Below are 23,142 nucleotides of genomic sequence, written 5' to 3' on the forward strand. Positions count from 1 at the left end.
GTGGTCCCGCGTCAGGCGCGGGCGCTGAAAACAGAAAACCAGTCGCGGGCATCCGACCAGTGCGCGACATCGCGAAAGCCGGCGCGATGAAGCAGGTCGCTGAAGGCCTGTGGCGTGAACTTGTACGAGTTTTCCGTATGGATGCGCTCGCCGCGCTTGAAGTCGCGATAACCGCCGGGCCAGGCGACGCGCAGTGCACGCTGCGCTTCCAGGTGCATTTCGACCCGCGAACGTTCGCTGTTGAAGATGGCCACATGGCGCCAGTCGTCGACATTGAAATCGCTGCCGAGCACCGCGTTTACGTGGCGCAGCAGATTCAGGTTGAACGCGGCGGTCAGGTGCAGCGCGTCGTCGTACGCGGGTTCCAGCACGCTTCGGGGCTTGACGCGGTCGACGCCGATCAGCAGGCCGCCGCCAGAACACGATTCTCGGATCCGCCGCAGCATGGCGTACGCGTTGTCGGGTCCCAGATTGCCGATGCTGGAGCCTGGATAGAAGAAAAGGCGCTGCGCTGTCGGTATGTCGTCGGGCAACGCAAGTTCATGCGAGAAATCCTGTCCTACTGCCGTGATCCGCATGTCGGGGTAGGACAGCTTCAGCCGGCGCACGGCCGCCTGCAGATAGTCGGCCGAGATGTCGACCGGCACGTAGTGGCTGGGCCGCAGACTGGCGAAAAGCCGCTCGGCCTTGACGCAGTCGCCGGCGCCCAGGTCCACCATGGCCTGTATCGGACCGACGTGGCGGGCGATGTCCGCGCCGTGACGCTGGAAGATTTCGTCCTCACAGCGCGTCGGGTAGTACTCGGGCAACTGCGTGATGGCCGTGAAGAGCGATGAGCCCAGCGCGTCGTACAGAAACTTTGGGTCGATGTGGGCGGAGCTGTCCAGCAACCCATCGTGCAATTCGATCTGCTCGGCGCTTTGATGCTGCGGTTCTTGCGCGACGAATTCAGGAGAAACGGCGGCAAGGAGTGCGGAAGGGGAAACCATGCGTTCAGTTCCTTTTTGGGGCGGTTGAAGCGCATTGAGAAGGCCTATTGTGGCGGCTGAGGGGGTTTGCGTGTCAAGCGCCAAGCCTCTGAATGCAATGGACTTTTACGAAATCGAAAACGCGTTTGGCCGGGCGCGACAAGATGTGCCTGCTGATCCGCATCCGGCGTCAGACGTTGCCATCAGCAAGTTTCGCTCCGCTGAAATATCGGTTTACGGCTGGTTGCGAAAGCTCGGGCAGTCGGGGCCATAGCTATGGACAATGGGGCTTCGGCCATGCGGGTCGATGTGTCCCGCGGCCCTGGCGATGCTGCGTTGCATCAGGCAACGGTTGCGTTGGCCGGGACGGTCCAAAAATACAAGGAGCTAACCATGAATCGAAAGCACCAGCGCGCTGAAATGGCTTTGCATCGTGAACGCGTCAATGACAGCTTCCACGAGCTGCTCGCCGGGACGGAAGACCTCTTGCGTTCGACCGCGTCGTATACGGGCTCCGAAATCGAATCGGCGCGCGCGCGCCTGAAGCGTCAGCTTGCGGATGCGCGCGAATCGGCAGGCGGGTGGGAAGGCGTGGCTCGGGAACGGGCACGCCGGGCCACGGCTTACGCAGACGAATACGTGCATGAGAATGCGTGGAAGTCGGTCGGCGTGGCGGCGCTGGTGGGCGCCGTGCTCGGCTGCATCTTCGTGGCGGGCAACCGACGCTAGAGGCGCATCATGAGCCCATTACCGGCCCTGAGCCGGGGTGGGCCGCGCGATGCCTGGCAGGAACTGACGGCTGACGCGCGCCGATGGGCGCGCGCCGTCCTGTTTGCGTGCGTTGCGTCCGTGCTCGCCGCCTGCGCCAGCGTCCCGGACGCGCAGGAGCGGCACGCGCGCGCCGCGCAGGCCGGCCTGTCCGCGGATGCGGCGCAGGACAGTTACCGTCGCGGGCAAGGCATTGCAGCGGACCCTCAGACACCCAAGGACGATTTCCTTGCCCGGCACCTGGCGGTGGAGCAGGCAGTCAGCGGCGCGCCGCTGGTCAAGGGCAATCGCGTGCGTCTGCTGACCGACGGTCCCAGCACGTACAAGGCGATGCTCCAGTCCATCGGGCAGGCTCGCCGCTACGTCCACATGGAAACTTACATCTTCGAGGATGATGCCGAAGGCCAGCGTTTTGCCGAAGCGCTGATCGCGGCGCGCAACCGGGGCGCCGAGGTGTCGTTGATGGTGGACGCGGTCGGCACGATCAAGACGCCTGATGCGCTGTTCCAGCGCATGCGCGACGCGGGCGTCCAGGTGGCGGTCTTCAATCCCGTCAATCCGGTCAACGCCCGCGCTGGCTGGTCGCCTAACCAGCGCAACCACCGCAAGGTGCTGGTCGTCGACGGCAAGGTGGGCTACCTGGGCGGCATCAACGTCAGCAGCGTGTACGAGTCGTCGTCGTTCTCCGGCGGGAGCGGCTCGGGTTCGGGCTCTGGCGGCGGTTCTGGTGGTGGTTCGGGCGGCGGTTCCGGCGATAAAGCCGGCGACCCGCCGGAAGACGCCGATTCCGCTCCCTGGCGCGACACGCATCTGCGCATCGAAGGCCCGGCGGTGGCTGAGCTGGAGCAGGTGCTGCAGGCCGGCTGGGCGTCGCAGGCGAAGGAGCCGATCAAGGGCGGTGATTCGCAGGTCGCGCCGCCCGTCGGCAACACCACGGTCCGCATCCTGGCCAACCAGCCCGACCGCAGCGACGGCTACACGGTCTACCTGACGCTGATGTCCGCGTTCGAAAGCGCGCAGAAATCCATCCACATCACGATGGCGTATTTCGTGCCCGATCCTGCGTTCATCGAGGTGCTGCAGTCCGCGGCCAGGCGGGGCGTGGACGTGGTGCTGGTGCTGCCGGGCTTCAGCGATTCGTCGCTGGTGTTCCACGCGGGACGGTCGCATTACACCGATCTGCTGCGCGCCGGTGTGAAGATCTACGAACGGCGCGACGCGCTGCTGCATGCGAAGACGGCGGTGGTCGACGGCGTCTGGTCGACCGTTGGGTCCAGCAACCTGGATTGGCGAAGTTTTGCGCTGAACTACGAGATCAACGCGGTGGTGCTGGGGCCGGAGTTTGCGGCCGAGATGGAGACGCTCTTTCAGCGCGACGTGGCCGATGCCGTGCAGGTCACGCCCGAGGCCTGGAAGAAACGCGGCCTGGACGACCGCTTCATGGAGTCGTTCTCGCGCATGTTCGAGCGCTGGCTGTAGCGGACGCGGCGGACGATCAGGAATTGCCGGCCGCGGCGGCCTGAGCAGCATGTTCCCGCGCGAGCGCCGTGGTGATGTCGTGCGTGGGCTGGAACGACTGTGCCTGCGCCATCGCCCAGCCCGCGCGAAAGACCTGATGCCGGAACTCGCCGCGCAGCAGTTCGCCGGGCGCCAGCTCCGGGAACAGCGCGGACAAGAGGCGGATTTCGCTGGGCGAGATGCGGCGCGCGATATGGTGCGGACGCAACTGGCCAGGGTGGGTCAGCCCCGCCGCGGCCAGCAGTTCGGCGAGCGCGTGCAGCGTGTTCTTGTGGAAGTTCGCCACGCGCTGCGCCTTGTCCGGCACGACCAGCGCGCGTTGCCGCAGCGGATCCTGCGTGGTGACGCCGGTGGGGCACTTGCCGGTGTGGCAGGCCTGCGCCTGGATGCAGCCGATGGCGAACATGAAGCCGCGCGCAGCGTTGCACCAGTCGGCGCCCATCGCCATCACGCGCGCCATGTCGAAAGCGGTGATGATCTTGCCCGACGCGCCCAGCTTGATGCGGTCGCGCAGGTTCACGCCGATGAGCGTGTTGTGCACCAGCCGCAGCGCCTCGCGCAGCGGCGTGCCCACGTGATCCACGAATTCGACGGGCGCCGCGCCCGTGCCGCCTTCCGCGCCGTCCACCACGATGAAGTCCGGCGTGATGCCCGTTTCCAGCATGGCCTTGACGATGGCGAACCATTCCCACGGATGCCCCACGCAGAACTTGAAGCCGACCGGCTTGCCGCCCGAGAGCTCGCGCAGGCGCGCCACGAATTTCATGAGGCCGATGGGGCTGTCGAACGCGGAATGGCTGGCCGGCGAGTTGCAGTCCTGCCAGGGCGCGACGCCGCGCGCTTCGGCGATCTCGATCGTCACCTTGCCCGCGGGCAGGATGCCGCCGTGGCCCGGCTTGGCGCCTTGAGACAGCTTGATCTCGATCATCTTGACCTGCGGCGTACAGGCGTTGCGCACGAAGGCCTCTTCGGAAAAGGCGCCGTGCTCGTCGCGGCAGCCGAAGTAACCCGAGCCGATGTTCCACACCAGGCTGCCGCCCGGCTGGCGATGGTAGCGGCTGATGCCGCCTTCGCCCGTGTCGTGCGCGAAGTCGCCTTGCCGCGCGCCTTCGTTCAGGGCCAGCACCGCGTTGGCCGACAGCGCACCGAAGCTCATGGCCGACACGTTGAACACCGACATGGAATAGGGCTGCGTGCAATCGGGCCCGCCGACGGTCACGCGAAAGTCGGTGTCGTTGATGTGCGAGGGCGACATGGAATGGTTGATCCATTCGTAGCGGTCGCCGTAGACATCTTCCTGGGTGCCGAAGGGACGCTTGTCGATCTCGCGCTTGGCGCGTTGGTACACGATGGAACGCTGCGCGCGCGAGAAGGGCGAGGCCTGCGTGTCGTCCTCCAGGAAATACTGGCGGATCTCGGGGCGGATGAATTCGAACAGAAAGCGCAGGTTGCCCAGCACCGGATAATTGCGGCGGATGGCGTGGCGCGGCTGAATCAGGTCGTACACGCCCAGCGCGCCCAGCAGCGCCAACGGCACAGCGGCGGCAAGCCACCACAAGGACGCGGTGACGGCCAGGACCGCGGTGATCGCCGCGCCGGCCAATGTCAGGAAAAAGGCCGTGAAGCGGCCGGCTATCCATTTCATGTCCATCTCCGTATCTCGGAATGGAGCCACCATACACCAGGGCAGCCGTCTGGCGGATGAATGGCGCGCGGTGCGCGCCTGCGCTGGCGCGGGCCTCGCGCATGTGTGCCGCAGGCCGTAACCCGCATGGCTGCTGGCTTTACAGCGAGGCAAAAAAATGGCCCCCTGCATCAGGAGGCCATTGCTGGAACACAGTTTCTCAGCAACTGGACGCCGGGGGCGTCTTCTCGACGGCCAGGCCGAACAGCGGACGCAGGTGCACACCCAGCGCGCTGCCGGCAAACGCGGCAGGCAGCCACAGCCAGGCATGCAGGCTGCCCGACAGGATGCCGCTGAAGTAGGCGCCGATGTTGCAGCCGAAGGCCAGGCGCGCGCCATAGCCGAGCAGCAGGCCGCCGATCACCGCGCCGGCGAGCGAGCGCGCGGGCACCTTCCAGACGGGCGCGAACTTGCCGGCCGCGCTGGCGGCGGCCAGTGCGCCGAGCATGAGGCCAATGTCCATGACGGTGGTGACATCCTGGCGCAGCGGCGCGGCCAGTGACGGCTGCTTGGCCCAGTAGGCCCAGGTGGCGACGTCGCCGCCCGCCGCGTCCAGCGCCTTGGCGCCCCACAATGCGAAGGCCGAGGTGATGCCCCACGGACGGCCGGCCAGCGCCAACGTCGCGAAGTTCAGCACGACCAGCGCCACGCCGCCCCAGATGAGCGGCCACGGGCCCTGCAGCAGCGAGGCCGGGCGCGCCGTGCGCGACGCGAAGGAAATCACGTGGCCGTGGCGGCGTTTTTCCAGCACGGTGGCGATCCAGGCGATCAGGGCAAAGACGGCCAGGTTGGCGATGATGGCGGGCGCCAGGCCCCACGCCTTGATGAGCGAGGTGGGCGCCAGCGCCGGCAGGCTGGACCACCAGCCGAAGTTGGCGGTGGCGATGACCGAACCCACGATGAAGAACAGCAGCGTCACCACCATGCGCGTGTTGCCCCCGCCCACCGCGAAGAGCGTGCCGGACGCGCATCCGCCGCCCAGCTGCATGCCGATGCCGAACAGGAATGCGCCCAGCACGACCGACACGCCCGGGGGCGATACGAAGCCGGTGACCGGCTGGCCGAACAGCGAGCCCGCAGCCAGGAACGGGAAGAACAGCAGCACGCCCGCGGCCAACATCAGCATCTGCGCGCGCAGGCCCGCGCCGCGGCGGTCCGACACGAACACGCGCCAGGCCTGCGTGAAGCCGAACGAGGCGTGGTAAAGCGTGACGCCGAGCAGCGCGCCGATCACCCACAGCGCGCCTTGACGCCAACTGACGGTCTGGTTGAGATACAGCGCGCCGGCCAGCACCAGCAGCAGCGCGATCCACAGCGGCTTGCGGTTGATCTGGATGGGCGGCAGGGCCGGGGACAGGGGCAGGGAGGAAGCGTTGGCGCTCATGGAAATCCCGAGGAGAAGACGTAAATGCAAACGGGTGCGTGGTCGCACCCGTGGGAATAGCCGCCAGTCTAGTTCTGGCGTTAAATTTCTCAAACGAAGGAATCGTGCTTTAACGATAACCGCAAGTTATATAAGACGCTGCAGGTCATGAGACGGGATGCGCGCTGATCCACGCGACAAGCAGGCTGACCGTCAGCACCGACGCCACGGTACTGACGAGGATGGCGCGCGACGTGACGCGCGCATCGCGCCCGTACATCTTCGCCAACATGAAGGGGCCGGTGCCGATGGGCAGCGCGCTCATCAGCACGGCAGTCCACGCCCACAGCGGCGGCATCGAGAATACGTAGAACGCCAGCACCGCAGTTGCCGCCGGCTGCAGCAGCAGCTTGCCCAGCACCAGGCGCAGGACGCCGGGTCCGGAACTGGCGGTTTCGGTCTGCGCCAGGAAGAGGCCGATGGTCACCAGCGCGCACGGACTGGCCGACGCACCCAGCAAGGCCACATAGCGGTCGACGCCTTCGGGCAGCGCCACGCCCGTGGCGGCCCAGGCCAGTCCCAGCACGGGGGCGGCGAGCAGCGGGTTGCGCACCAGTGCGCGGCCCACCTTGAGCAGCGTCGCGGGCAAATTGGGCGTCTGCTGGCGGTCGAACTCGATCAGCGCGATGGCAAATCCGAACAGGACGCTGGCGGTCAGCAAGGTGGTGAAGGTGGCGGGTGTCAGGCTGTCGGCGCCCAGCAACGCCAGACACAGCGGAATGCCCATGTAGCCGGCGTTGGCGTAGGAAGCCGCCAGGCCCTCGATGCTGCGGTCGGTCAGCGTCTGCGGTCCGCGCTTGCGCGGCAGGAACGACACGAGGAACGTGACGGCGATGCCGCCGGCGAACGCGCCGACGAATCCCCAGTGCGCCATGTGCGCCAGATCCACCTGCGTCATCGCGCGGAACAGCAGCGCGGGCAAGGACAGGTACACCACGTAGCGGTTCAGCGCGTCGGTCGCGTGGGTGCCCAGAATGCGCCAGCGCGCGGCCAACCAGCCGGTCAGGATCAACGCAAAGACCGGCAGGGCGGCGGTGACGACGGCGTTCATGGGCGAGGGCGCGAGGGCGGAAAGGCGCTCATTCTACTTGGCGCTGTCGCTCGTCTTGCGTCTTGCCCGATTTGCGGGTGACCAGCAGGATGCCCAGTGCGGCCAGCGCCATGCCGGGCCACGCCAACGGCGGGATGGGTTCGCGCAGGATCAGTAGCGCAATGACCGCCGTGCAGGGCGGCACCAGGAAAAACAGCGCGGACACGCGTGATGCTTCGCCGTGGCGGATCATGGCCAGCAGCAACGTGATGGCGACCAGGGAATTGCCCACCACCAGATACGCCAGCGAGGCCAGCAACGGTCCCGTCCAGTCGATGTGCATCGGCTCCAGCCAGAACGCCAGCGGCGCGGACACGATAAGCCCCACGCCGTACTGGACGAAGTTGGACGCAACCGGATGGATCTGCGTGCCGAAACGTTTTTCGTAGAGCGTGCCGCCCGTGATGCAGAGCAGGGCGCTGACGGCGAACAGCAGTCCCAATGGCGCCACGACATCAATCGAGGCCTTGGCCACGATCACCAGCGCGGCGCCCGTCACGCCCAGCGCCAAGCCGGCCCAACGCCGGGCGTCGACGCGTTCATGTGCGATCGCCGGTGCCAGCAGGCCGATCAATATGGGTTGCAACGAGGTGATGAGGGCCACTCCACCCGCCGACATGCCCTGCTTGAGCGACAGGTAGGTGAAGCAGAAGTAGCCGGCCTGCAACAGCAGCCCGACCATGGCCAGATGCCCCCACGCGCTGGCCCGCGCGGGAAGCGGCGGCCGCAAGGCGAGCAGCAGCGGCGTCAGGATCAGCAGAACGCAGGCATACCGCAACGCCAGAAATGTCAGCGGATCGGCATAAGCCAGGCCCACCTTGAGCACGACAAAGCCGCTGGACCACAGCACAAGAAAGAGCGCGGGGGCGGCTTTCAACCAGGCGGGCGGTGCGGCAGGCGTCATGGCGGACCAGGGGCGGCGAGGGCAAGCCGCGATCGTACCCCTTTTCGCACGTTCTTCATCCCTGCGAAAATGCGGCGTAGGATTCAGTTATTCATTGCTGCAACGTAGGGGAAGGACATGTCGGCCAATAGACAAACAACGGTTCGTATCGCTTTGGGAACATGGGATCGCTTGCGCGACGACGCTTATTCGGTGCGCCATGCGGTGTTTGTGGTCGAGCAGAACGTGCCGCCGGAAATCGAGATGGACGACGACGATGCCGTGTCGGTGCATGCCGTGGCTTACGGACCCGATGGCACGCCGATGGGCACGGGGCGCCTCTTGCCCGACGGCCACATCGGGCGGATGGCGGTGCACAAGCGCGCCCGCGGGATGGGCGTGGGCGGACAATTGCTCGACGCGCTGATCGGCCAGGGGCACGGCGACGGCCATCGCATGCTGGTGCTGCATGCGCAGACACACGCCGCGGGCTTTTACGAGGCCCATGGCTTCAAGGCCGAAGGCGATGAATTCGTCGAGGCCGGCATTCCGCACGTGGTGATGACGCGCACGTTGAAGTAGGGCGCTGCGCCGCCATGCGCCGCAGCCGATGGGCTGCGGTGCAGTCTTAGCAAAGCCAGTCTTAGCAAAGTCAGTCTTAGCAAAGTCAGTCTTAGCAAAGTCAGTCTTAGCAAAGCGAAAGACCGCGCCGGCAAAACAACAAACGCGCGTTAAAAGACGAACCTGCAAAGCAAAAACCCCGGACGCTTTCGCGTTCGGGGTTTTACTTTTGGCGCATCACGACAGGTACCTCGTGATGTAGTAATTGGTGCCCAGGAGAGGACTCGAACCTCCACACCTTGCGGCACACGGACCTGAACCGTGCGCGTCTACCAATTCCGCCACCTGGGCGCTGTTGCTTCACTTGTTGCGTCGCTTTCGCTTCGTTTCTTGTTCAGCAGCAGAGGAACGAGATTATGCACACTTTTTTTAATGTGTGCAAGTCGTGCTGCATTTTTTTCACTTTTTTTTGGGTGGGCCGCGAGGAGGCCGCTTTCGATATAGTGTCGCCCATGTCTCGAACCCTCTGTACGCGCTGTCTGCGCCCGCTGTCGCACTGCCTTTGCGCCCTGATCCCGTCGTTGTCGTGCCGTACCCGCGTGGTGGTCCTGCAGCATCCCAGCGAAGCGCGCCATGCGTTGAACACGGCGCGGCTTGCGGTGCTGGGACTGGCGGGCGCGCGCCGCGTGGTGGGCGAGTACTTTTCGGAGGCGGACTGGGTTGCGCCGGGTCATGCGCCGCGTCTGCTGTTTCCCGGTGAGGGCGCCGAGGTCCTGACGCCGGGCTATGGGCAGGATCTGGGCATGCCCATCCAGCTGATCGTGCCGGACGGTACATGGGGTCATGCGCGCAAGCTGCTGCACATCAATCCGGCGCTGGCCGCGCTGCCTCGCGTCATGCTGCCGCCCGGTCTATCGACGCGCTACCGCGTGCGCCATGCCGATGTGGCCGGCGCGCTGTCCACCATCGAGGCGGTAACGCACGCGCTGAACGCCATCGAGGCTCCACGCAATTTCGATGCGCTGCTTGCGCCGTTCGAGGCGTTGATCGATGGACAGATCGACGGCATGGGCGCCGATCTTTATGCGCGGCATCACTTGAATCGCAAGGTGCCCTGGCGATAAGGGTGGGTCGATAAGGATGGATCGGGGCGAGGGGGGGCAACTGGTAAGGCGCGGCAACGCAGAAAAAGCAAAAGCCCCGGAAACCTTTCGATTTCCGGGGCTTTTTAGCCTTTTTTCTCAAGCCAGTTGAAAACTGCCTTGATTAGAATTCCGTGGTGCCCAGGAGAGGACTCGAACCTCCACACCTTGCGGCACACGGACCTGAACCGTGCGCGTCTACCAATTCCGCCACCTGGGCACTGAAAGATACTGTCAGAACTATGTGCTACGCTGCCTTTCAGTCGCGGGAGTTGTTCAGGACTTAATTCGTGAACTAATCCATGCGTCTGAATGCAGTTGGTTTTACAATCGGTTTTTTCAAACCCGGTTTTTTAAACCGTTCTGACCATTTCTGCTTCAGTGTTCAGCCTTGGGCGAACCACAGAAGCTGCGCATTATATACGGAAAATTTAGCTTTGGCAAAACGATCGAATAACGAATCCAATAAGAACAGATCAACACCCTTGCCCGAAGCGCCGCCGGACTTCGACCCTGATGTTCCGTCCCGTGAAGCCATCCTGACAGCGCTGCGCGCCGCGGGTTCGCCGTTGTCTCCGGCTGAGCTGGCTGAGCGCATGGGCGTCGAGCGCGAGGCGACGTTGGTGGGGTTTGAACGCCGTCTGGGCGCCATGGAACGCGACGGACAGTTGCTGCCCAACCGCAAGGGCGTGTTGCTGCTGGCGACCAAGCTCGACTTCGTGGCGGGCAAGGTGCTGGGTCATCGCGACGGCTTCGGATTCCTGCTGCGCGACGACGGCGGTCCGGATCTGTTCCTGTCGCCCCGCGAAATGCTCAAGGTGCTGCATGGCGACCGCGTGCTGGTCAAGCCGGGCGGCGAATACCGGGGCAAGCCGGAAGGCACCATCGTCGAGGTCATCGAGCGCCGCACCAACAAGCTGGTGGGGCGCTTCCTGCACGAGCATGGCCTGTCCATCGTTGTGCCCGAAGACCAGCGCATCAAGCACGATATCCTGATTCCGCCCAGCGACACCAATGGCGCCCAGCACGGGCAGGTGGTCGCGGTGGAAATCATGGCGCAGCCCACGCGCCACACCCAGCCGCTGGGCCGCGTGGCCGAGGTGCTGGGCGAGATCGACGATCCCGGCATGGAGATCGAAATTGCCGTGCGCAAGTTCGACGTGCCGGTCGACTTTACTGATGGCGCCTTGAAGCAGGCCGCGCGCCTGCCGGATGTGGTCCGCAAGTCCGACCTGAAAGACCGGGTCGACCTGCGCGACGTGCCGCTTATCACCATCGACGGCGAGGACGCCCGCGACTTCGACGACGCCGTGTACTGCGAGCCGGTGGAACTGGGCACGGGCCAGCGCAAGCGTCCGGGCTGGCGCCTGTTGGTTGCCATTGCCGACGTCAGCCATTACGTGCGTCCTGGAGATGCGCTGGACGACGATGCGATCGAGCGCGGCACCAGCGTGTATTTCCCGCGGCGGGTCATTCCGATGCTGCCCGAGTCGCTGTCCAACGGGCTTTGCTCGCTGAATCCGGACGTCGACCGACTGGTGCTGGTGTGCGACATGGTCATCCCGGCCAGCGGCGCCAAGGCCGGCACGGTCACGGCGTACCAGTTCTACAACGCGGTGATGCACTCGCATGCCCGCACGACCTACACCAACATCTGGGCGGCCCTGCAGCAGCCGGGCGGTCCCGCCGCGCATGCGATGCGCAGCGTGATGCCGCAGGTCCAGCACCTGTACGAACTCTTCCAGGTGCTGTCGCAAGGCCGCAAGAAGCGCGGCGCCATTGATTTCGACACCGTCGAAACCAAGATCGTGTGCAACGAGCTCGGCCGCATCGAACAGATCGTGCCGTCCGTGCGCAACGACGCGCACAAGCTGATCGAAGAATGCATGCTGGCCGCCAACACCTGCGCGGCGGACTTCATGACGCGCAGCAAGCACCCGGGCCTGTACCGCATCCACGAAGGCCCGACGCCGGAACGCCTGCAATCGCTGCGCGAATTTCTGCGCACGATGGGCCTGTCGCTGGGCGGGGGCGAAACGCCCACCGCCAAGGACTACGGCGATTTCCTGGATTCCGTGCGCGGGCGTCCCGACTACCAGCTGCTGCAGACCATGTGCCTGCGTTCCATGCAGCAGGCCGTGTACAGCCCCGACAACATGGGCCACTTCGGCCTGTCCTATCCGGGCTACAGCCACTTCACCTCGCCGATCCGCCGGTATCCCGACCTGCTCACGCACCGCGTGATCAAGGCGCTGCTGGCAGGGCAGCGGTATGTGCCCAGCCTGGATGACCACGCCGTCGTCATCGGCCGCACGCAGCGCGAACACGAGCACGCCATCTGGGAAAAGATGGGTCTGGTGCTGTCCGCCAGCGAGCGCCGCGCCGACGAGGCATCGCGCGATGTCGAGGCCTGGCTCAAGTGCTGGTTCGTCAAGGAGCGTGTTGGCGAAGACTTCAGCGGTACGGTCACCGGCGTGGCAAGTTTTGGCATCTTCGTCACCCTGGACACGCTGCACGTCGAGGGTCTGGTGCACGTCTCGGAACTGGGCGGCGAGTACTTCCAGTTCAACGACGCCCTGCACGAACTGCGCGGCGAGCGCACCGGCATGCGTTACCGCCTGACCGACAAGGTGCAGGTGCAGGTGTCGCGCGTGGACCTCGAAGCGCGCCGCATCGAGTTCCGTCTGGTGCAGGGCACGAGCTTTGACGCGCTGCGCAAGGCGTCGGCGCGCGGCCCCGATGAACCCACGCGCCGCGTCAAAAAGGCCGCCTCGCCCAAGCCCGCCGGCTTGAAGGGTCAGACCGCCAAGGAACGGCGCGCCGCGGCCAAGAAAGCCAGCAAGCCGCCCAAGGCTGCTCAGCGGGCCGCGCCCGCCAAGTCGGCCACCCGCAAGCGCCACTGACAGGCCGCGGCGGATCCTTATGGCCATGCCGTCGTTTGGCGGCGTGGCCGTAAGGGGTAACATTGCGGTTATTGCCGGTCCCGTCCGGTGGCCCGCCCCCTCTGGGGCGGGTATTCGTTTATCTAAAGGTATTGTTTTATGGCGTCGACCCAAGTTCTGGCCGGGTTTCACGCGGTTGTCGCGCGGCTGCGCCACGCGCCCGAGTCGATCAAGGAAATCTACGTCGAGGCCTCGCGCCGCGACAAACGCATGCAGACATTCATCGAGCAGGCCGAGCGGGCAGGCCGTCGTGTGCACCCGGTTCCCATGGAACGCCTGGATGGTCTGTCCCGTGGCACCCGCCATCAAGGCGTCGTGGCGCTGGCCGACGAACGCCAACTGGCGGTGGATGTCGACGAAGTGCTCGATGTGGTCGATGGGCCGCCGCTGCTGTTGATTCTTGATGGCGTGACCGATCCGCACAACCTGGGCGCGTGCCTGCGCACCGCCGACGCCGCCGGCGTGCACGCGGTGATCGCGCCGCGCGACCGCGCTGTCGGGCTGAACGCCACCGTGCAGCGCGTCGCATGCGGCGCGGCGGACACGGTGCCGTATCTGATGGTGACGAATCTGGCGCGCACCATGCGCAGCCTGAAGGATCGCGGCGTGTGGCTCGTCGGTACTGACGATCAGGCCACCGACAGCATGCACAAGATCGATGCGCGCCAGCCGATGGCCTGGGTCATGGGCGCCGAAGGCGAGGGCATGCGCCGCCTCACGCGTGAAACCTGCGACCAGCTCGTCAACATCCCGATGCTGGGTTCGGTGGAAAGCCTGAACGTCAGCGTCGCCAGCGCTGTCTGCCTGTACGAGACCGTACGCCAGCGCCAATCGTGATTCGTCCCATCCCGTAGATTCCCTTCTTTCTTCGCGTCAGCCCATCATGCACCAGAACGGCTTTACCACCACGATCCTCCATTCCGACCGCAATCAATCCGTCGAGCACGGAGCGGTGCACAAGCCGATGCACCCGTCGTCCGAGTTTGCGTACGACGACGCGCGCGAGCTGGCTGCCGTGTTCCAGGGCAAGGCTGGCTTTACGTATGCGCGCCAGGGCACGCCGACCACGACCGCGCTGGAAGCCAAGATCAGCCAGATGGAAGGCGGCAAGGGCACGGTCAGCTTCTCGACCGGCATGGCTGCGCTGGCCGCCATTTTCACGACGCTGCTGCGCCGGGGCGATCACCTGGTGTCCAGCCAGTTCGTGTTCGGCAACACCAACAGCCTGTTCGGCACGCTGCAGGAACTGGGCGTGGAGATCACGTTTGTGGACGCGACGGACTCGTCGCAGGTGCGCGCCGCCATCCAGCCCAATACGCGCATGGTCTTTACCGAGACCATCGCCAACCCGGGCACGCAGGTGGCCGACCTGGCCGTGATCGGCGAGATCTGCCGCGAAAAGGGGCTGGTGTATGTGGTGGACAACACGCTGACTTCGCCGTGGATGTTCCGGCCCGCCTCGGTCGGCGCGTCGCTGGTGATGAATTCGCTGTCCAAGTACATCGGTGGTCATGGCAACGCGCTGGGCGGCGCCGTGACCGACACCGGCTTGTACGACTGGGCCGGCAACGAGAACATCTACGAAGCCTATCGCAAGGGCGCATCCACCAGTTGGGGCCTTACGCAGATCAAGAAGAAGGGTCTGCGCGACATGGGGGGCACGCTGGCCGCCGAGCCGGCGCACCGCATTGCGGTGGGCGCCGAGACGCTGGCGCTGCGGATGGCCAAGCATTGCGCCAATGCGCTGGCGCTGGCGCGTTTTCTCGAAGAGCACCCGGGCGTGGCGAAGGTGCATTACCCGGGCCTGGCCAGCCATCCGCAGCATGCGCGCGCGGCGGCGCTCTTCGGCTCGCGGTTTGGCGGCCTGCTGGGTGTTGAGCTGGCGGACGGCGTCGATTGCTTCGACTTTCTCAATCGCCTGCGCGTCGTCCTGATGGCGACGCACCTGGGCGACACGCGCAGCCTGGCGCTGCCCGCGGCCCACACCATCTATTACGAGATGGGCGCCGAACGCCGCCAGCAGATGGGCATCGCGGACAGCCTGATCCGCGTGTCGGTCGGTATCGAAGACGAGGCCGATTTGCTGTTTGATTTCGATCAGGCCCTCAATGGTTGCCTGAAAGGGTAATTCGGCAGGCGCGGCCCCCCGCCAGGGCCGTGCCGGCAACGCAATCGGGTAGGAACCCATGCTTATACAGATCTCAGAAGTCTTCACGCCGCAAGAAGCGGCCGACATCCGCCAGCGGCTGGATGCCGCGGACTGGGTCGACGGCAAGGTCACCGCGGGTCATCAGTCGGGGCAGGTCAAGCGCAACCGGCAATTGCCCGAACAGCATCCCCTGGCGCAAGAGCTCGGCACCCTGATTCTGCAGCGGCTGTCGGGAAACAACCTCTTCATGTCGGCCGCGTTGCCGCGCAAGATCTTCCCGCCGCTCTTTAACCGCTACGAAGGCGGCGAGGCCTTCGGTTATCACGTCGACAACGCCGTGCGCGGCATCGCGGGTTCACCGGAGCGCGTGCGCACCGACCTGTCCGCAACGCTATTCTTTTCGGATCCCGACAGCTACGACGGCGGCGAGCTCGTCATCGACGATACCTATGGTCCGCGCGCCGTGAAGCTGCCCGCAGGACACATGGTGCTGTATCCGGGCACCAGTCTGCACAAGGTCAATCCCGTGACGCGTGGCGCGCGTGTCAGTTCGTTCTTCTGGATGCAGAGCCTGGTGCGCGAAGACAGCCAGCGCGCATTGCTGCTGGACATGGACGTGGCCATCCAGCGCTTGAATCAGGATGTGGCCGGGCATGCGTCGATCGTGCAGCTCACCGGCATTTATCACAATCTGCTGCGCCGCTGGGCCGACGTTTGATGAAGCCTAAAGTGTTTTTCGGGGTGTCGCGCAAACCCCGAAATGCGCGTTTTTGTTTATTGCGAAAACGCCTAAAAGCTAGTATTGACGCGGGTTGCCGTCAGGTTTTCTCTTGACAGCCGCTCTACGCCAAGGCCTAATACACGTCTGCGTCGCTGACGGTTTGCAGGCAAGAAGCCAGCAAATCCTAAGCGGCGCAGCAGTTTAAAAGTTGTGCTTCGCAGCGCAAGAAAAAAGTTTATCCACTGTCTGTTCGTCGTTTGCCTGGTCTCGCGTCCATTTGTGGCATCCATCCTGACGGCCATGAACTCCGCCCCCGGCAGACTCCACACCTTGTGAGGGGTACACCTGCATGAACAAAACCGAACTCATCGATCACATCGCCAGCAAGGCCGATATCTCCAAGGCTGCCGCCGGCCGTTCGCTCGACGCCCTGATCGGTGCCGTGAAGACCACGCTGAAGAAGGGCGGTACGGTCACGCTGGTCGGTTTCGGCACGTTTGCCGTGTCGGCTCGCGCCGCGCGCACTGGCCGTAACCCGCGCACCGGCGAAACCATCAAGATCAAGAAGGCCAAGGTGCCGAAGTTCCGTCCGGGCAAGGCCCTGAAGGACGCCGTCAACTAATTGACGGCCGCTGATCGCAAGGCGCACGGCGCTGCGATTTGCCCACAAGTACGCGGTCCGGTATACTCCGGCCCGCGTATTGCTTTTGAGTACCCCAAATTGGCAATTCTCCCGCGCTAATCGCGCCGGGCAGTTGCACTGAAATGGGTGCTTAGCTCAGTTGGTAGAGCGGCGCCTTTACACGGCGTAGGTCACAGGTTCGACCCCTGTAGCACCCACCAGAAGCACACGATATCGGTTTCGGCAGCATGCGTGCTGTGCGAAAACCGCATGCAACCCGCACATGGGCACCCGGCCCCGTGGCGGGTTTTTTGTTTTGTGCGCCGTGCGCCAGCTTTTTTTCGTAAGCGTTTTATTGATCCCGCTTTGATCCCGATCAGCGGTGCTACGCTGTTCCATTCGAAATACAACGTGCGAATCATTCGCATTTGAGATACTATGACGGGCTTGTACCGGTCAGCCCGGCGCCGCGGTCTTGTGCGCGTCAACTCCCTGGCTGGCCGGAAAAGTCAATGCTCCCTGGCTGATTCATGCCTAGTCTTCAACCCGGTTGGAACTCTACTTCGCGGTCTTCTTTTGGTATACGCGCAGGCGCTGGCCTGGCGGTCGTCGCGCTTCATGCAGCGGTGATCGGCGCCATCTTCATGGCGCCGGAAAGCCGTCCTGAATTGGAGGAACCCGAGGCAATCATGGTGAGTGTGGTGGACGCCCCCGTCCCCCAGATCGCCAAAGCCGAACCCACTCCCGAAGTGCCGCAGCCGGTGACCGAGACCCCGCCCGAGCCTGAACCCGAGATCGAGCCCGAACCCGAGCCCGAACCCGAATTGACGCCCGAGCCGGAACCGGAACCCGAGCCCGAGCCGGTGGTTGAAAAGCCGCCGATGCCGGCGCCCAAGCCGCCGCCTCCGAAACCCAAGCCCAAGCCCAAGCCGCAGCCCAAGCAGGAAGTCAAGCCCGAGCCCAAGCCTGAAACGCCGCCGCAGCCGACGCCGCCCAGCGGTGCGCCGGAAGGCACGCAGGCACCGCAGGGTCCGACGCAGGGGCCGCCGCCTGATCAACCCGTGCTGGTCTCGAGCATCGAGTTCCAGGGCGCGCGTCCGATGCCCAACTATCCGATGGCATCGCGCCGCATGCGGGAAGAGGGCCGAGTCGTGGTGCTGGTGGAAATCAACACCCAGGGCTTGGTCGAGCGCGCCACCATCGATGCGTCGTCGGGCTTTCCGCGCCTGGACGAATCGGCACTGACAGCCGCTCGCAAAGGCCGTTTCAAGCCGTATACCCGTAATGGCGTGGCCTATCCCGCCAAAGCAAAAATTCCGTTCGATTTCGTAATGAGGAACTGAGATGTCCAACGCACTGCATAGCGCCACCCTGGTGGCGCAGGCGACCACCAGTCCGGCAGCGCCGGCTGCTGCCGCCGCGCCCGCTGCCGCCGCGGCCGCACCCGCAGCCCAGCAAGCCGCCACGACGGGCGGCGACGTCGCCCAGCAAGCCGCCGGCGCCGTTCAGCAAGCCGCTGGCGCCGTCCAGCAGTCGGCCGACGCGCTGCATAGCGCCGCGGCGGCGATTCCGCCCGCACCGGCGCCTGTCCCCGACATGGGCTTTCTGCACTTCGTCGCGCAGAGCGACTTCGTGGGCAAGAGCCTGTTCGTCATCCTGATCCTCATGTCGCTGGTGACCTGGTATCTCATCCTGGTCAAGGCCGGCAGCAATGTCAGCATGCGCAAGCGTTCGGCCGATTTCCTGAACAAGTTCTGGAACGCCAGCTCGCTGGAGCAGGTCGAGCACGAAATCAGCACGCATGGCGCCCGCGATCCGTTCTCGCATCTGGCCAGCCACGCCATGCACGCGCAGGCGCACCACAACAAGTTCGGCGCCACCAAGCTGGAAGAGTCGGGCAGCAATTCGGATTTCGTCACGCGCACCATGCGCAAGGTCATCGACGAAGAAACGGCCAAGCTGGAAAACGGCTTGACCGTGCTGGCCTCGGTGGGTTCCACGGCGCCGTTCGTCGGCCTGTTCGGTACGGTCTGGGGCGTGTATCACGCGCTGGTCGGCATCGGCCTGTCCGATGGCGTGACCATCAACCGTATCGCCGGTCCGGTGGGCGAAGCCCTGATCATGACGGGCCTGGGCCTGGCGGTGGCAATTCCGGCCGTGCTGGCGTACAACACGTTCGTGCGTAACAACCGCGTGTACCTGTCGCGCCTGGATGCCTTTGCACATGACCTGTTTGCGTTCCTGACCACCGGCCAGCAAGTGGCGCTGTCCGACGGCAAGGTGCGCGCGCTGCGTCGCCAGAACGGCCACGCGGCTCAACGCGGGAGCGAATAATGGCCTTTGGCAGCTTTGAGGGTAAAGGGTCCGGAAGCCATGCGGTGTCCGAGATCAACATGGTGCCCCTGATCGACGTCATGCTGGTGCTGCTGGTGATCTTCATCATCACGGCGCCGCTGCTGGCGCACTCGATCAAGATCAACATGCCCCAGGTGGCCGCCGAGCAGATCGAGGAAGAACCCAAGACCGTGGACCTGGCGATCGACGCCTCGGGCGCCTTGTTCTGGGACGAGAAGCCGGTCAATATCGATGACCTGCCCAATCGCTTCAAGTCGATCGCCGGCACGAAGCCGCAACCCGAGATCCGCATCCGCGCCGATCAGAACACCCGTTACGAAACGCTCGCCAAGGTCATGGCCTCGGCGCGCCGTTCGGGCATGACGCGTATCGGTTTCGTCACGACGCCGCCCTCGGGTGGTGCGCCGGCCGCAGCGCCGACCGCTGCCCCGGCACCGTCCGGCGGGTGAACGAATCCAGGAAGGGGGCGCATTTCGCGCCCCTTTTTTTTTGGATCGCGCTAGAATCGCGGCATGCGAGTTCTGGTAATCGAAGACGACACCACCCTGGGCCATGCGCTCCAGGAATTCCTGGCCGACCAGGGTTATGCGGTCGACTGGCTGACCGAGGGCGACCGGGTTCTGGGCGCGCTGGCGGGCCAGCCGTACGACCTCATGCTGCTCGACCTCAATCTTCCCGGCATGAGCGGCCTGGACGTGCTGCGGCAACTGCGGCAGGACGGCAATCAGGTCCCTGTGCTGATCCTCACCGCCCGCGATGGCATCGAAGACCGCGTTGCCGGTCTGGACGCCGGGGCGGACGACTACGTCACCAAGCCCTTCGAGCTGCCCGAGCTGGCCGCGCGCGTCCGCGCCTTTGGCCGGCGCCGCGCGGGCCAGGCCCAGCCGCTCATCGAAGTCGGCCCGCTGGTGTTCGACACCGTCGGCCGCGAAGTCCGCGCCAATGGCCAGCGCCTGTCGCTGTCGGTGCGTGAACTCTCCGTCCTCGAAATGCTGATGGCCCGCGTGGGCCGCGTCGTGACCAAGCGCCAGATCGTCAATTCCCTGTCCGCCTGGGATGCGGATTTCAGCGAGAACGCCGTCGAAGTCTACGTATACCGCTTGCGCAAGCGCCTGGAAGGCACGGGCGCCAGCATCCAGACGGTACGTGGCTTTGGCTACATGCTGGATGTGGAAACGGCCTGATGGGCCGGCCGCGGACGGCGATTGCCGTCCGCGCGTTTTCATCCGCCTCATCGAGGGCTTCGCGCCATGACGCAGGAACGCATCCCCCAACCGTCTCCGGCTGCGCGCCCCCCCATGCTTCCCTCCCGATCGCTTGCCCGGCATCTCGTCATCCGACTGATGCCGCCGATCCTGCTGCTCGTCCTGCTGGACCTGGCGGCAACCTGGGTTATCACCCACAAGATCGATATGTCGCTGTGGATGCTGGAAGACTTCTTCTGGCTGATGGTCGTGGGCCAGGTGGCGCTGATCGCGCTGTTTGCGTGGGTGGTGATGCAGGGCGTGCGGTCCGGGTTGCGGTCGGTGAACCATCTGTCCGAAGAAATCCGGCAACGCTCCATCGATGACATGCAGCCGCTGGAGGTTGCAGGCGTGCCGGTGGAGATCGAGCCGCTGGTCACCCACACCAATGACCTGCTGCTGCGGCTGGACGCGTCGCTGGCCGCGCAGCGGCGCTTCATCGGCCATGCCGCGCACCAATTGCGCACACCGCTGGCGGGCCTGCGGCTGGAGTCCGAGCTCATGCTGGCGCGGCCCTTGCCCGACGACGTCCGGGCCCGCGCCGAGCGCATCAAGGCCGTCAGCGACCGCATGATCCGGCTGGGCCAGCAGCTTCTGGTACTGGCCCGCGCCGATCCCAATGCCCGTCCGCAGGACAGCTTTGTGCGCATCGACCTGTGCGAGTGGGTGCGGGTGCATGGCGCCGAATGGTTTCCGCGGGTGCGCGAGGCCCACTACGAGCTGGATCTGGCCGCGCCCGAAACGCCCATCTGGATCGACGCGGACCCCTTGCTGCTCGCGGAACTGCTGGGCAACCTGATCGACAATGCGCTGCGCTATGGCAACCCGACGGGCCGCATCACGCTGATCGTGGGCGCCAATCCGCCCTCGCTGACCGTCGAGGACGACGGTCCCGGCATTCCGCCCGAAGAGCGCGATCGCGTGTTCGAGGCGTTCTACCGGTCGCCGACCGCGACGGCCGGCGGCTCCGGCCTGGGACTGGCCATCGTGCGTGAGATCGCACACGCACACGGCGCCTGGTGGAAGCTCACCAGCCGGCCCGATTTTTCTGGAACGCGGCTGTCCGTCGTGTTTCCCGGCCCCCGCAAGGGGGCTCAACTCACTCGCCAAGAACCTGCATCATGAGCCAAGGCACGGTCAGCGCTGCTTCTTTGCCCCCAGGCCACCCCGGCGGCGCACACGCGCCTTCATCGCGCGCGGCCCTTGTCCTGGGCGCCCTGGGCGTGGTGTACGGCGACATCGGCACCAGTCCGCTGTACACGCTGCGCGCCTGCCTGACCGGCCTGAGCGTGCACACCGACCTGGAGCCGGCCCATCTGCTGGGCGTGCTGTCCATCCTGTTCTGGATGCTGATGGTGGTGGTGTCCCTCAAATACGTGATGCTGGTGCTGCGCGCGGACAACCGTGGCGAGGGCGGCACGCTGGCGCTGCTTGAACTGGCGGTGCGCGCGCGCGAGGGCAAGCTGCGCTGGGTGCTGATCGTGCTGGGCATCTTCGGCGCGGCGCTGTTCTATGGCGACAGCATGATCACGCCGGCGATTTCCGTGCTGTCGGCGCTGGAAGGCATCGGGATCGTGTCGCACACGCTGGACCACTGGGTGGTGCCGATCGCGCTGGTCGTGCTGATCGCGTTGTTTGCGATCCAGTCGCATGGCACGGCCGCCATGGGCAAGCTGTTCGGACCGGTGATGTTCGTGTGGTTCGCCACGCTGGCCGCGCTGGGCGGCTGGCAGATCTGGCAGACCCCCGAGGTGCTGGCTGCGCTGAACCCGATGTGGGGGCTGCGCTTCATCGTCGAGGCGCCGTGGGTCAGCTTCGTGCTGCTTGGCGCGGTGGTGCTGGCACTGACCGGCGCCGAGGCGCTGTATGCCGACATGGGCCACTTTGGCCGCCCCGCGATCCGCCGCGCCTGGTTCAGCATGGTCCTGCCGGCGCTGACGCTGTGCTACTTCGGCCAGGGCGCGCTGCTGCTGCGCGACCCCACCGCGATCCGCAATCCGTTTTTCCTGATGGCGCCGGAATGGGGGCTCGCCCCGCTGGTCGCGCTGGCCACCATTGCCACCATCGTGGCGTCGCAGGCCGTGATTTCGGGCGCGTATTCGGTGACGCGCCAGGCGGTGCAGCTGGGCTTCTGGCCACGCATGCAGATCCTGCACACGTCCGCGATCGAGAAGGGTCAGATCTATCTGCCGCAGGTCAACGCGCTGCTGCTGTGCGCGGTGCTGATCCTGGTGCTGTGGTTCCGCAATTCCGACAACCTGGCCGCCGCGTACGGCTTTGCGGTGACGGGCACGATGTTCACGACCTCGGTGCTGGCGTTTGCGGTGCTGCCGCGCGGCAGCAAGGGCATCAAGCGCATGATGTGGTTCTTGGTGCTGGGCCTGTTGCTGCTGCTGGACGTGCTGCTGTTTTCGGCCAACGTCTTCAAGATCCATGAAGGCGGCTGGCTGCCGCTGGTGGTGGCGATCGTGGTGTTCACGCTGATGATGACGTGGCGGCGCGGCCGGCGCCTCTTGTCCGACATGCAGCAGCGCGACCGCCAGCCGCTCAAGGAATTCATGGAGCAGCTCGAGCAATATCCGCCGTCGCGCGTGCCGGGCACCGCCATCTTCATGACGATGAATTCCGGCAACGTGCCGCCGGCGCTGCTGCACAACCTGAAGCACAACAAGGTGCTGCACGACCACGTGCTGTTTCTGTCGATCCAGTCGGCTGACGTGCCGTACATTGCGCCGGAAGAACGCTTCGAGGTGAACAAGCTCAGCGCAACGAGCTGGGCGGCAGTCGTCACCTACGGCTTCAAGGAAGATCCGGATGTGCCGGAGGCGCTGCGCCTGATTGCCGAGGCCTATCCTGAGCTGGACCTGGAGCCGATGCGCACGTCGTTCTTCCTGTCGCGCCAGACGGTGGTGGCGGCCAGGAAGCCTGCCTTGTCGCGGTGGCGGCGTGCGGTGTTCTCGTTCATGGCGCGCAATTCGACCCGCAGCACCAAGTTCTTCAAGATCCCCGCGAACCGGGTCGTGGAGATGGGCATGCAGGTCGAGTTGTAGACGCCGCGCTGCCGGCGTCGCG

Annotated in this window: 20 protein-coding genes and 3 tRNA genes; 16 read left to right on the forward strand and 7 right to left on the reverse strand. The window is 65.3% G+C overall.

Translation table 11 applies throughout. From position 1 onward, the window contains the following. Positions 1-11: 11 nt before the first annotated feature. Positions 12-989 carry an L-histidine N(alpha)-methyltransferase gene (gene egtD / locus CLM73_RS08310; protein WP_105238047.1) on the reverse strand — a complete coding sequence of 326 codons (978 nt, stop codon included), beginning with the start codon at positions 987-989 and terminating at the stop codon, positions 12-14. 372 nt (positions 990-1,361) lie between these two features. Here egtD and CLM73_RS08315 point away from each other — a divergent pair, with 372 nt between their 5' ends. Together CLM73_RS08315 and CLM73_RS08320 are read left to right on the forward strand one after the other, a co-directional pair. Next, positions 1,362-1,697 (forward strand): DUF883 family protein, encoded by a 336-nt coding sequence (locus CLM73_RS08315; protein WP_056567225.1) that lies wholly within the window; start codon positions 1,362-1,364, stop codon positions 1,695-1,697. A 9-nt stretch (positions 1,698-1,706) separates the two neighbouring features. Next, positions 1,707-3,215 carry a phospholipase D-like domain-containing protein gene (locus CLM73_RS08320; RefSeq protein ID WP_105238048.1) on the forward strand — a complete coding sequence of 503 codons (1,509 nt, stop codon included), beginning with the start codon at positions 1,707-1,709 and terminating at the stop codon, positions 3,213-3,215. A gap of 16 nt (positions 3,216-3,231) precedes the next feature. On the opposite strand, the gene CLM73_RS08325 is transcribed toward CLM73_RS08320, so the two are convergent. From CLM73_RS08325 to CLM73_RS08340, 4 genes are all read right to left on the reverse strand, one after another. Further along, positions 3,232-4,899, reverse strand: a complete 1,668-nt coding sequence (locus CLM73_RS08325) for an FMN-binding glutamate synthase family protein (RefSeq protein ID WP_105238049.1) — start codon at positions 4,897-4,899, stop codon at positions 3,232-3,234. A gap of 199 nt (positions 4,900-5,098) precedes the next feature. Next, positions 5,099-6,322 carry a YeeE/YedE family protein gene (locus CLM73_RS08330; protein WP_105238050.1) on the reverse strand — a complete coding sequence of 408 codons (1,224 nt, stop codon included), beginning with the start codon at positions 6,320-6,322 and terminating at the stop codon, positions 5,099-5,101. A gap of 145 nt (positions 6,323-6,467) precedes the next feature. After that, a complete protein-coding gene (locus tag CLM73_RS08335; protein WP_105238051.1) occupies positions 6,468-7,412 on the reverse strand; it encodes an AEC family transporter in 945 nt (314 codons plus the stop codon). A 28-nt stretch (positions 7,413-7,440) separates the two neighbouring features. Beyond that, positions 7,441-8,355: a DMT family transporter gene (locus CLM73_RS08340; protein ID WP_105238052.1), complete on the reverse strand. Its 915-nt coding sequence runs from the start codon at positions 8,353-8,355 to the stop codon at positions 7,441-7,443. Positions 8,356-8,472: 117 nt separating this feature from the next. Here CLM73_RS08340 and CLM73_RS08345 point away from each other — a divergent pair, with 117 nt between their 5' ends. Further along, entirely contained in the window at positions 8,473-8,916 is a 444-nt protein-coding gene (locus tag CLM73_RS08345) for a GNAT family N-acetyltransferase (protein WP_105238053.1), read from the forward strand. A gap of 245 nt (positions 8,917-9,161) precedes the next feature. On the opposite strand, the gene CLM73_RS08350 is transcribed toward CLM73_RS08345, so the two are convergent. Continuing rightward, positions 9,162-9,246: transfer RNA gene (locus CLM73_RS08350), tRNA-Leu, on the reverse strand. Between the two features lie 161 nt (positions 9,247-9,407). Between CLM73_RS08350 and CLM73_RS08355 the strand changes: the two genes are divergently transcribed. Further along, positions 9,408-10,019, forward strand: coding sequence for a tRNA-uridine aminocarboxypropyltransferase (locus tag CLM73_RS08355; RefSeq protein WP_105241425.1), 612 nt, complete (start codon positions 9,408-9,410; stop codon positions 10,017-10,019). Between the two features lie 153 nt (positions 10,020-10,172). On the opposite strand, the gene CLM73_RS08360 is transcribed toward CLM73_RS08355, so the two are convergent. Then, positions 10,173-10,257, reverse strand: a tRNA-Leu gene (locus tag CLM73_RS08360). A gap of 217 nt (positions 10,258-10,474) precedes the next feature. Between CLM73_RS08360 and rnr the strand changes: the two genes are divergently transcribed. The 12 genes from rnr (at position 10,475) to CLM73_RS08420 (ending at position 23,120) form a co-directional block, all read left to right on the forward strand. Then, positions 10,475-12,940, forward strand: a complete 2,466-nt coding sequence (rnr, locus tag CLM73_RS08365; protein WP_105238054.1) for a ribonuclease R — start codon at positions 10,475-10,477, stop codon at positions 12,938-12,940. Positions 12,941-13,078: 138 nt separating this feature from the next. Further along, entirely contained in the window at positions 13,079-13,816 is a 738-nt protein-coding gene (rlmB, locus tag CLM73_RS08370) for a 23S rRNA (guanosine(2251)-2'-O)-methyltransferase RlmB (RefSeq protein ID WP_105238055.1), read from the forward strand. Between the two features lie 46 nt (positions 13,817-13,862). Next, positions 13,863-15,107: a cystathionine gamma-synthase family protein gene (locus CLM73_RS08375; protein WP_105238056.1), complete on the forward strand. Its 1,245-nt coding sequence runs from the start codon at positions 13,863-13,865 to the stop codon at positions 15,105-15,107. A 58-nt stretch (positions 15,108-15,165) separates the two neighbouring features. After that, entirely contained in the window at positions 15,166-15,846 is a 681-nt protein-coding gene (locus CLM73_RS08380; RefSeq protein ID WP_105238057.1) for a Fe2+-dependent dioxygenase, read from the forward strand. 352 nt (positions 15,847-16,198) lie between these two features. Further along, complete coding sequence (locus tag CLM73_RS08385) at positions 16,199-16,471, forward strand: HU family DNA-binding protein (protein ID WP_003812968.1); 273 nt, start codon at positions 16,199-16,201, stop codon at positions 16,469-16,471. 145 nt (positions 16,472-16,616) lie between these two features. Beyond that, a tRNA-Val gene (locus tag CLM73_RS08390) sits at positions 16,617-16,692 on the forward strand. Positions 16,693-17,001: 309 nt separating this feature from the next. Continuing rightward, positions 17,002-17,814 (forward strand): energy transducer TonB, encoded by an 813-nt coding sequence (locus CLM73_RS08395; protein ID WP_105238058.1) that lies wholly within the window; start codon positions 17,002-17,004, stop codon positions 17,812-17,814. A gap of 1 nt (position 17,815) precedes the next feature. Next, positions 17,816-18,805: a MotA/TolQ/ExbB proton channel family protein gene (locus tag CLM73_RS08400; protein WP_105238059.1), complete on the forward strand. Its 990-nt coding sequence runs from the start codon at positions 17,816-17,818 to the stop codon at positions 18,803-18,805. After that, positions 18,805-19,275, forward strand: a complete 471-nt coding sequence (locus tag CLM73_RS08405; RefSeq protein WP_105238060.1) for an ExbD/TolR family protein — start codon at positions 18,805-18,807, stop codon at positions 19,273-19,275. The genes CLM73_RS08400 and CLM73_RS08405 overlap by 1 nt, the downstream gene beginning before the upstream one ends. A 63-nt stretch (positions 19,276-19,338) precedes the next feature. Further along, positions 19,339-20,010: a response regulator transcription factor gene (locus CLM73_RS08410; protein ID WP_006218435.1), complete on the forward strand. Its 672-nt coding sequence runs from the start codon at positions 19,339-19,341 to the stop codon at positions 20,008-20,010. Between the two features lie 114 nt (positions 20,011-20,124). Continuing rightward, entirely contained in the window at positions 20,125-21,195 is a 1,071-nt protein-coding gene (locus tag CLM73_RS08415) for a sensor histidine kinase (RefSeq protein WP_234015828.1), read from the forward strand. Beyond that, positions 21,192-23,120, forward strand: coding sequence for a potassium transporter Kup (locus CLM73_RS08420; RefSeq protein WP_105238062.1), 1,929 nt, complete (start codon positions 21,192-21,194; stop codon positions 23,118-23,120). The genes CLM73_RS08415 and CLM73_RS08420 overlap by 4 nt, the downstream gene beginning before the upstream one ends. The last annotated feature ends 22 nt before the right edge of the window (positions 23,121-23,142 follow it).

This window comes from Achromobacter spanius (genome assembly GCF_002966795.1).
GTDB lineage: Bacteria > Pseudomonadota > Gammaproteobacteria > Burkholderiales > Burkholderiaceae_B > Achromobacter > Achromobacter spanius_D.

Bases quoted from the DNA above. Each gene is read 5' to 3' on its own strand.
- egtD (WP_105238047.1), bottom strand. From the start codon at position 989: ATGGTTTCCCCTTCCGCACTCCTTGCCGCCGTTTCTCCTGAATTCGTC.
- CLM73_RS08315 (WP_056567225.1), top strand. From the start codon at position 1,362: ATGAATCGAAAGCACCAGCGCGCTGAAATGGCTTTGCATCGTGAACGC.
- CLM73_RS08320 (WP_105238048.1), top strand. From the start codon at position 1,707: ATGAGCCCATTACCGGCCCTGAGCCGGGGTGGGCCGCGCGATGCCTGG.
- CLM73_RS08325 (WP_105238049.1), bottom strand. From the start codon at position 4,899: ATGAAATGGATAGCCGGCCGCTTCACGGCCTTTTTCCTGACATTGGCC.
- CLM73_RS08330 (WP_105238050.1), bottom strand. From the start codon at position 6,322: ATGAGCGCCAACGCTTCCTCCCTGCCCCTGTCCCCGGCCCTGCCGCCC.
- CLM73_RS08335 (WP_105238051.1), bottom strand. From the start codon at position 7,412: ATGAACGCCGTCGTCACCGCCGCCCTGCCGGTCTTTGCGTTGATCCTG.
- CLM73_RS08340 (WP_105238052.1), bottom strand. From the start codon at position 8,355: ATGACGCCTGCCGCACCGCCCGCCTGGTTGAAAGCCGCCCCCGCGCTC.
- CLM73_RS08345 (WP_105238053.1), top strand. From the start codon at position 8,473: ATGTCGGCCAATAGACAAACAACGGTTCGTATCGCTTTGGGAACATGG.
- CLM73_RS08355 (WP_105241425.1), top strand. From the start codon at position 9,408: ATGTCTCGAACCCTCTGTACGCGCTGTCTGCGCCCGCTGTCGCACTGC.
- rlmB (WP_105238055.1), top strand. From the start codon at position 13,079: ATGGCGTCGACCCAAGTTCTGGCCGGGTTTCACGCGGTTGTCGCGCGG.
- CLM73_RS08375 (WP_105238056.1), top strand. From the start codon at position 13,863: ATGCACCAGAACGGCTTTACCACCACGATCCTCCATTCCGACCGCAAT.
- CLM73_RS08380 (WP_105238057.1), top strand. From the start codon at position 15,166: ATGCTTATACAGATCTCAGAAGTCTTCACGCCGCAAGAAGCGGCCGAC.
- CLM73_RS08385 (WP_003812968.1), top strand. From the start codon at position 16,199: ATGAACAAAACCGAACTCATCGATCACATCGCCAGCAAGGCCGATATC.
- CLM73_RS08395 (WP_105238058.1), top strand. From the start codon at position 17,002: ATGCCTAGTCTTCAACCCGGTTGGAACTCTACTTCGCGGTCTTCTTTT.
- CLM73_RS08400 (WP_105238059.1), top strand. From the start codon at position 17,816: ATGTCCAACGCACTGCATAGCGCCACCCTGGTGGCGCAGGCGACCACC.
- CLM73_RS08405 (WP_105238060.1), top strand. From the start codon at position 18,805: ATGGCCTTTGGCAGCTTTGAGGGTAAAGGGTCCGGAAGCCATGCGGTG.
- CLM73_RS08410 (WP_006218435.1), top strand. From the start codon at position 19,339: ATGCGAGTTCTGGTAATCGAAGACGACACCACCCTGGGCCATGCGCTC.
- CLM73_RS08415 (WP_234015828.1), top strand. From the start codon at position 20,125: ATGCTTCCCTCCCGATCGCTTGCCCGGCATCTCGTCATCCGACTGATG.
- CLM73_RS08420 (WP_105238062.1), top strand. From the start codon at position 21,192: ATGAGCCAAGGCACGGTCAGCGCTGCTTCTTTGCCCCCAGGCCACCCC.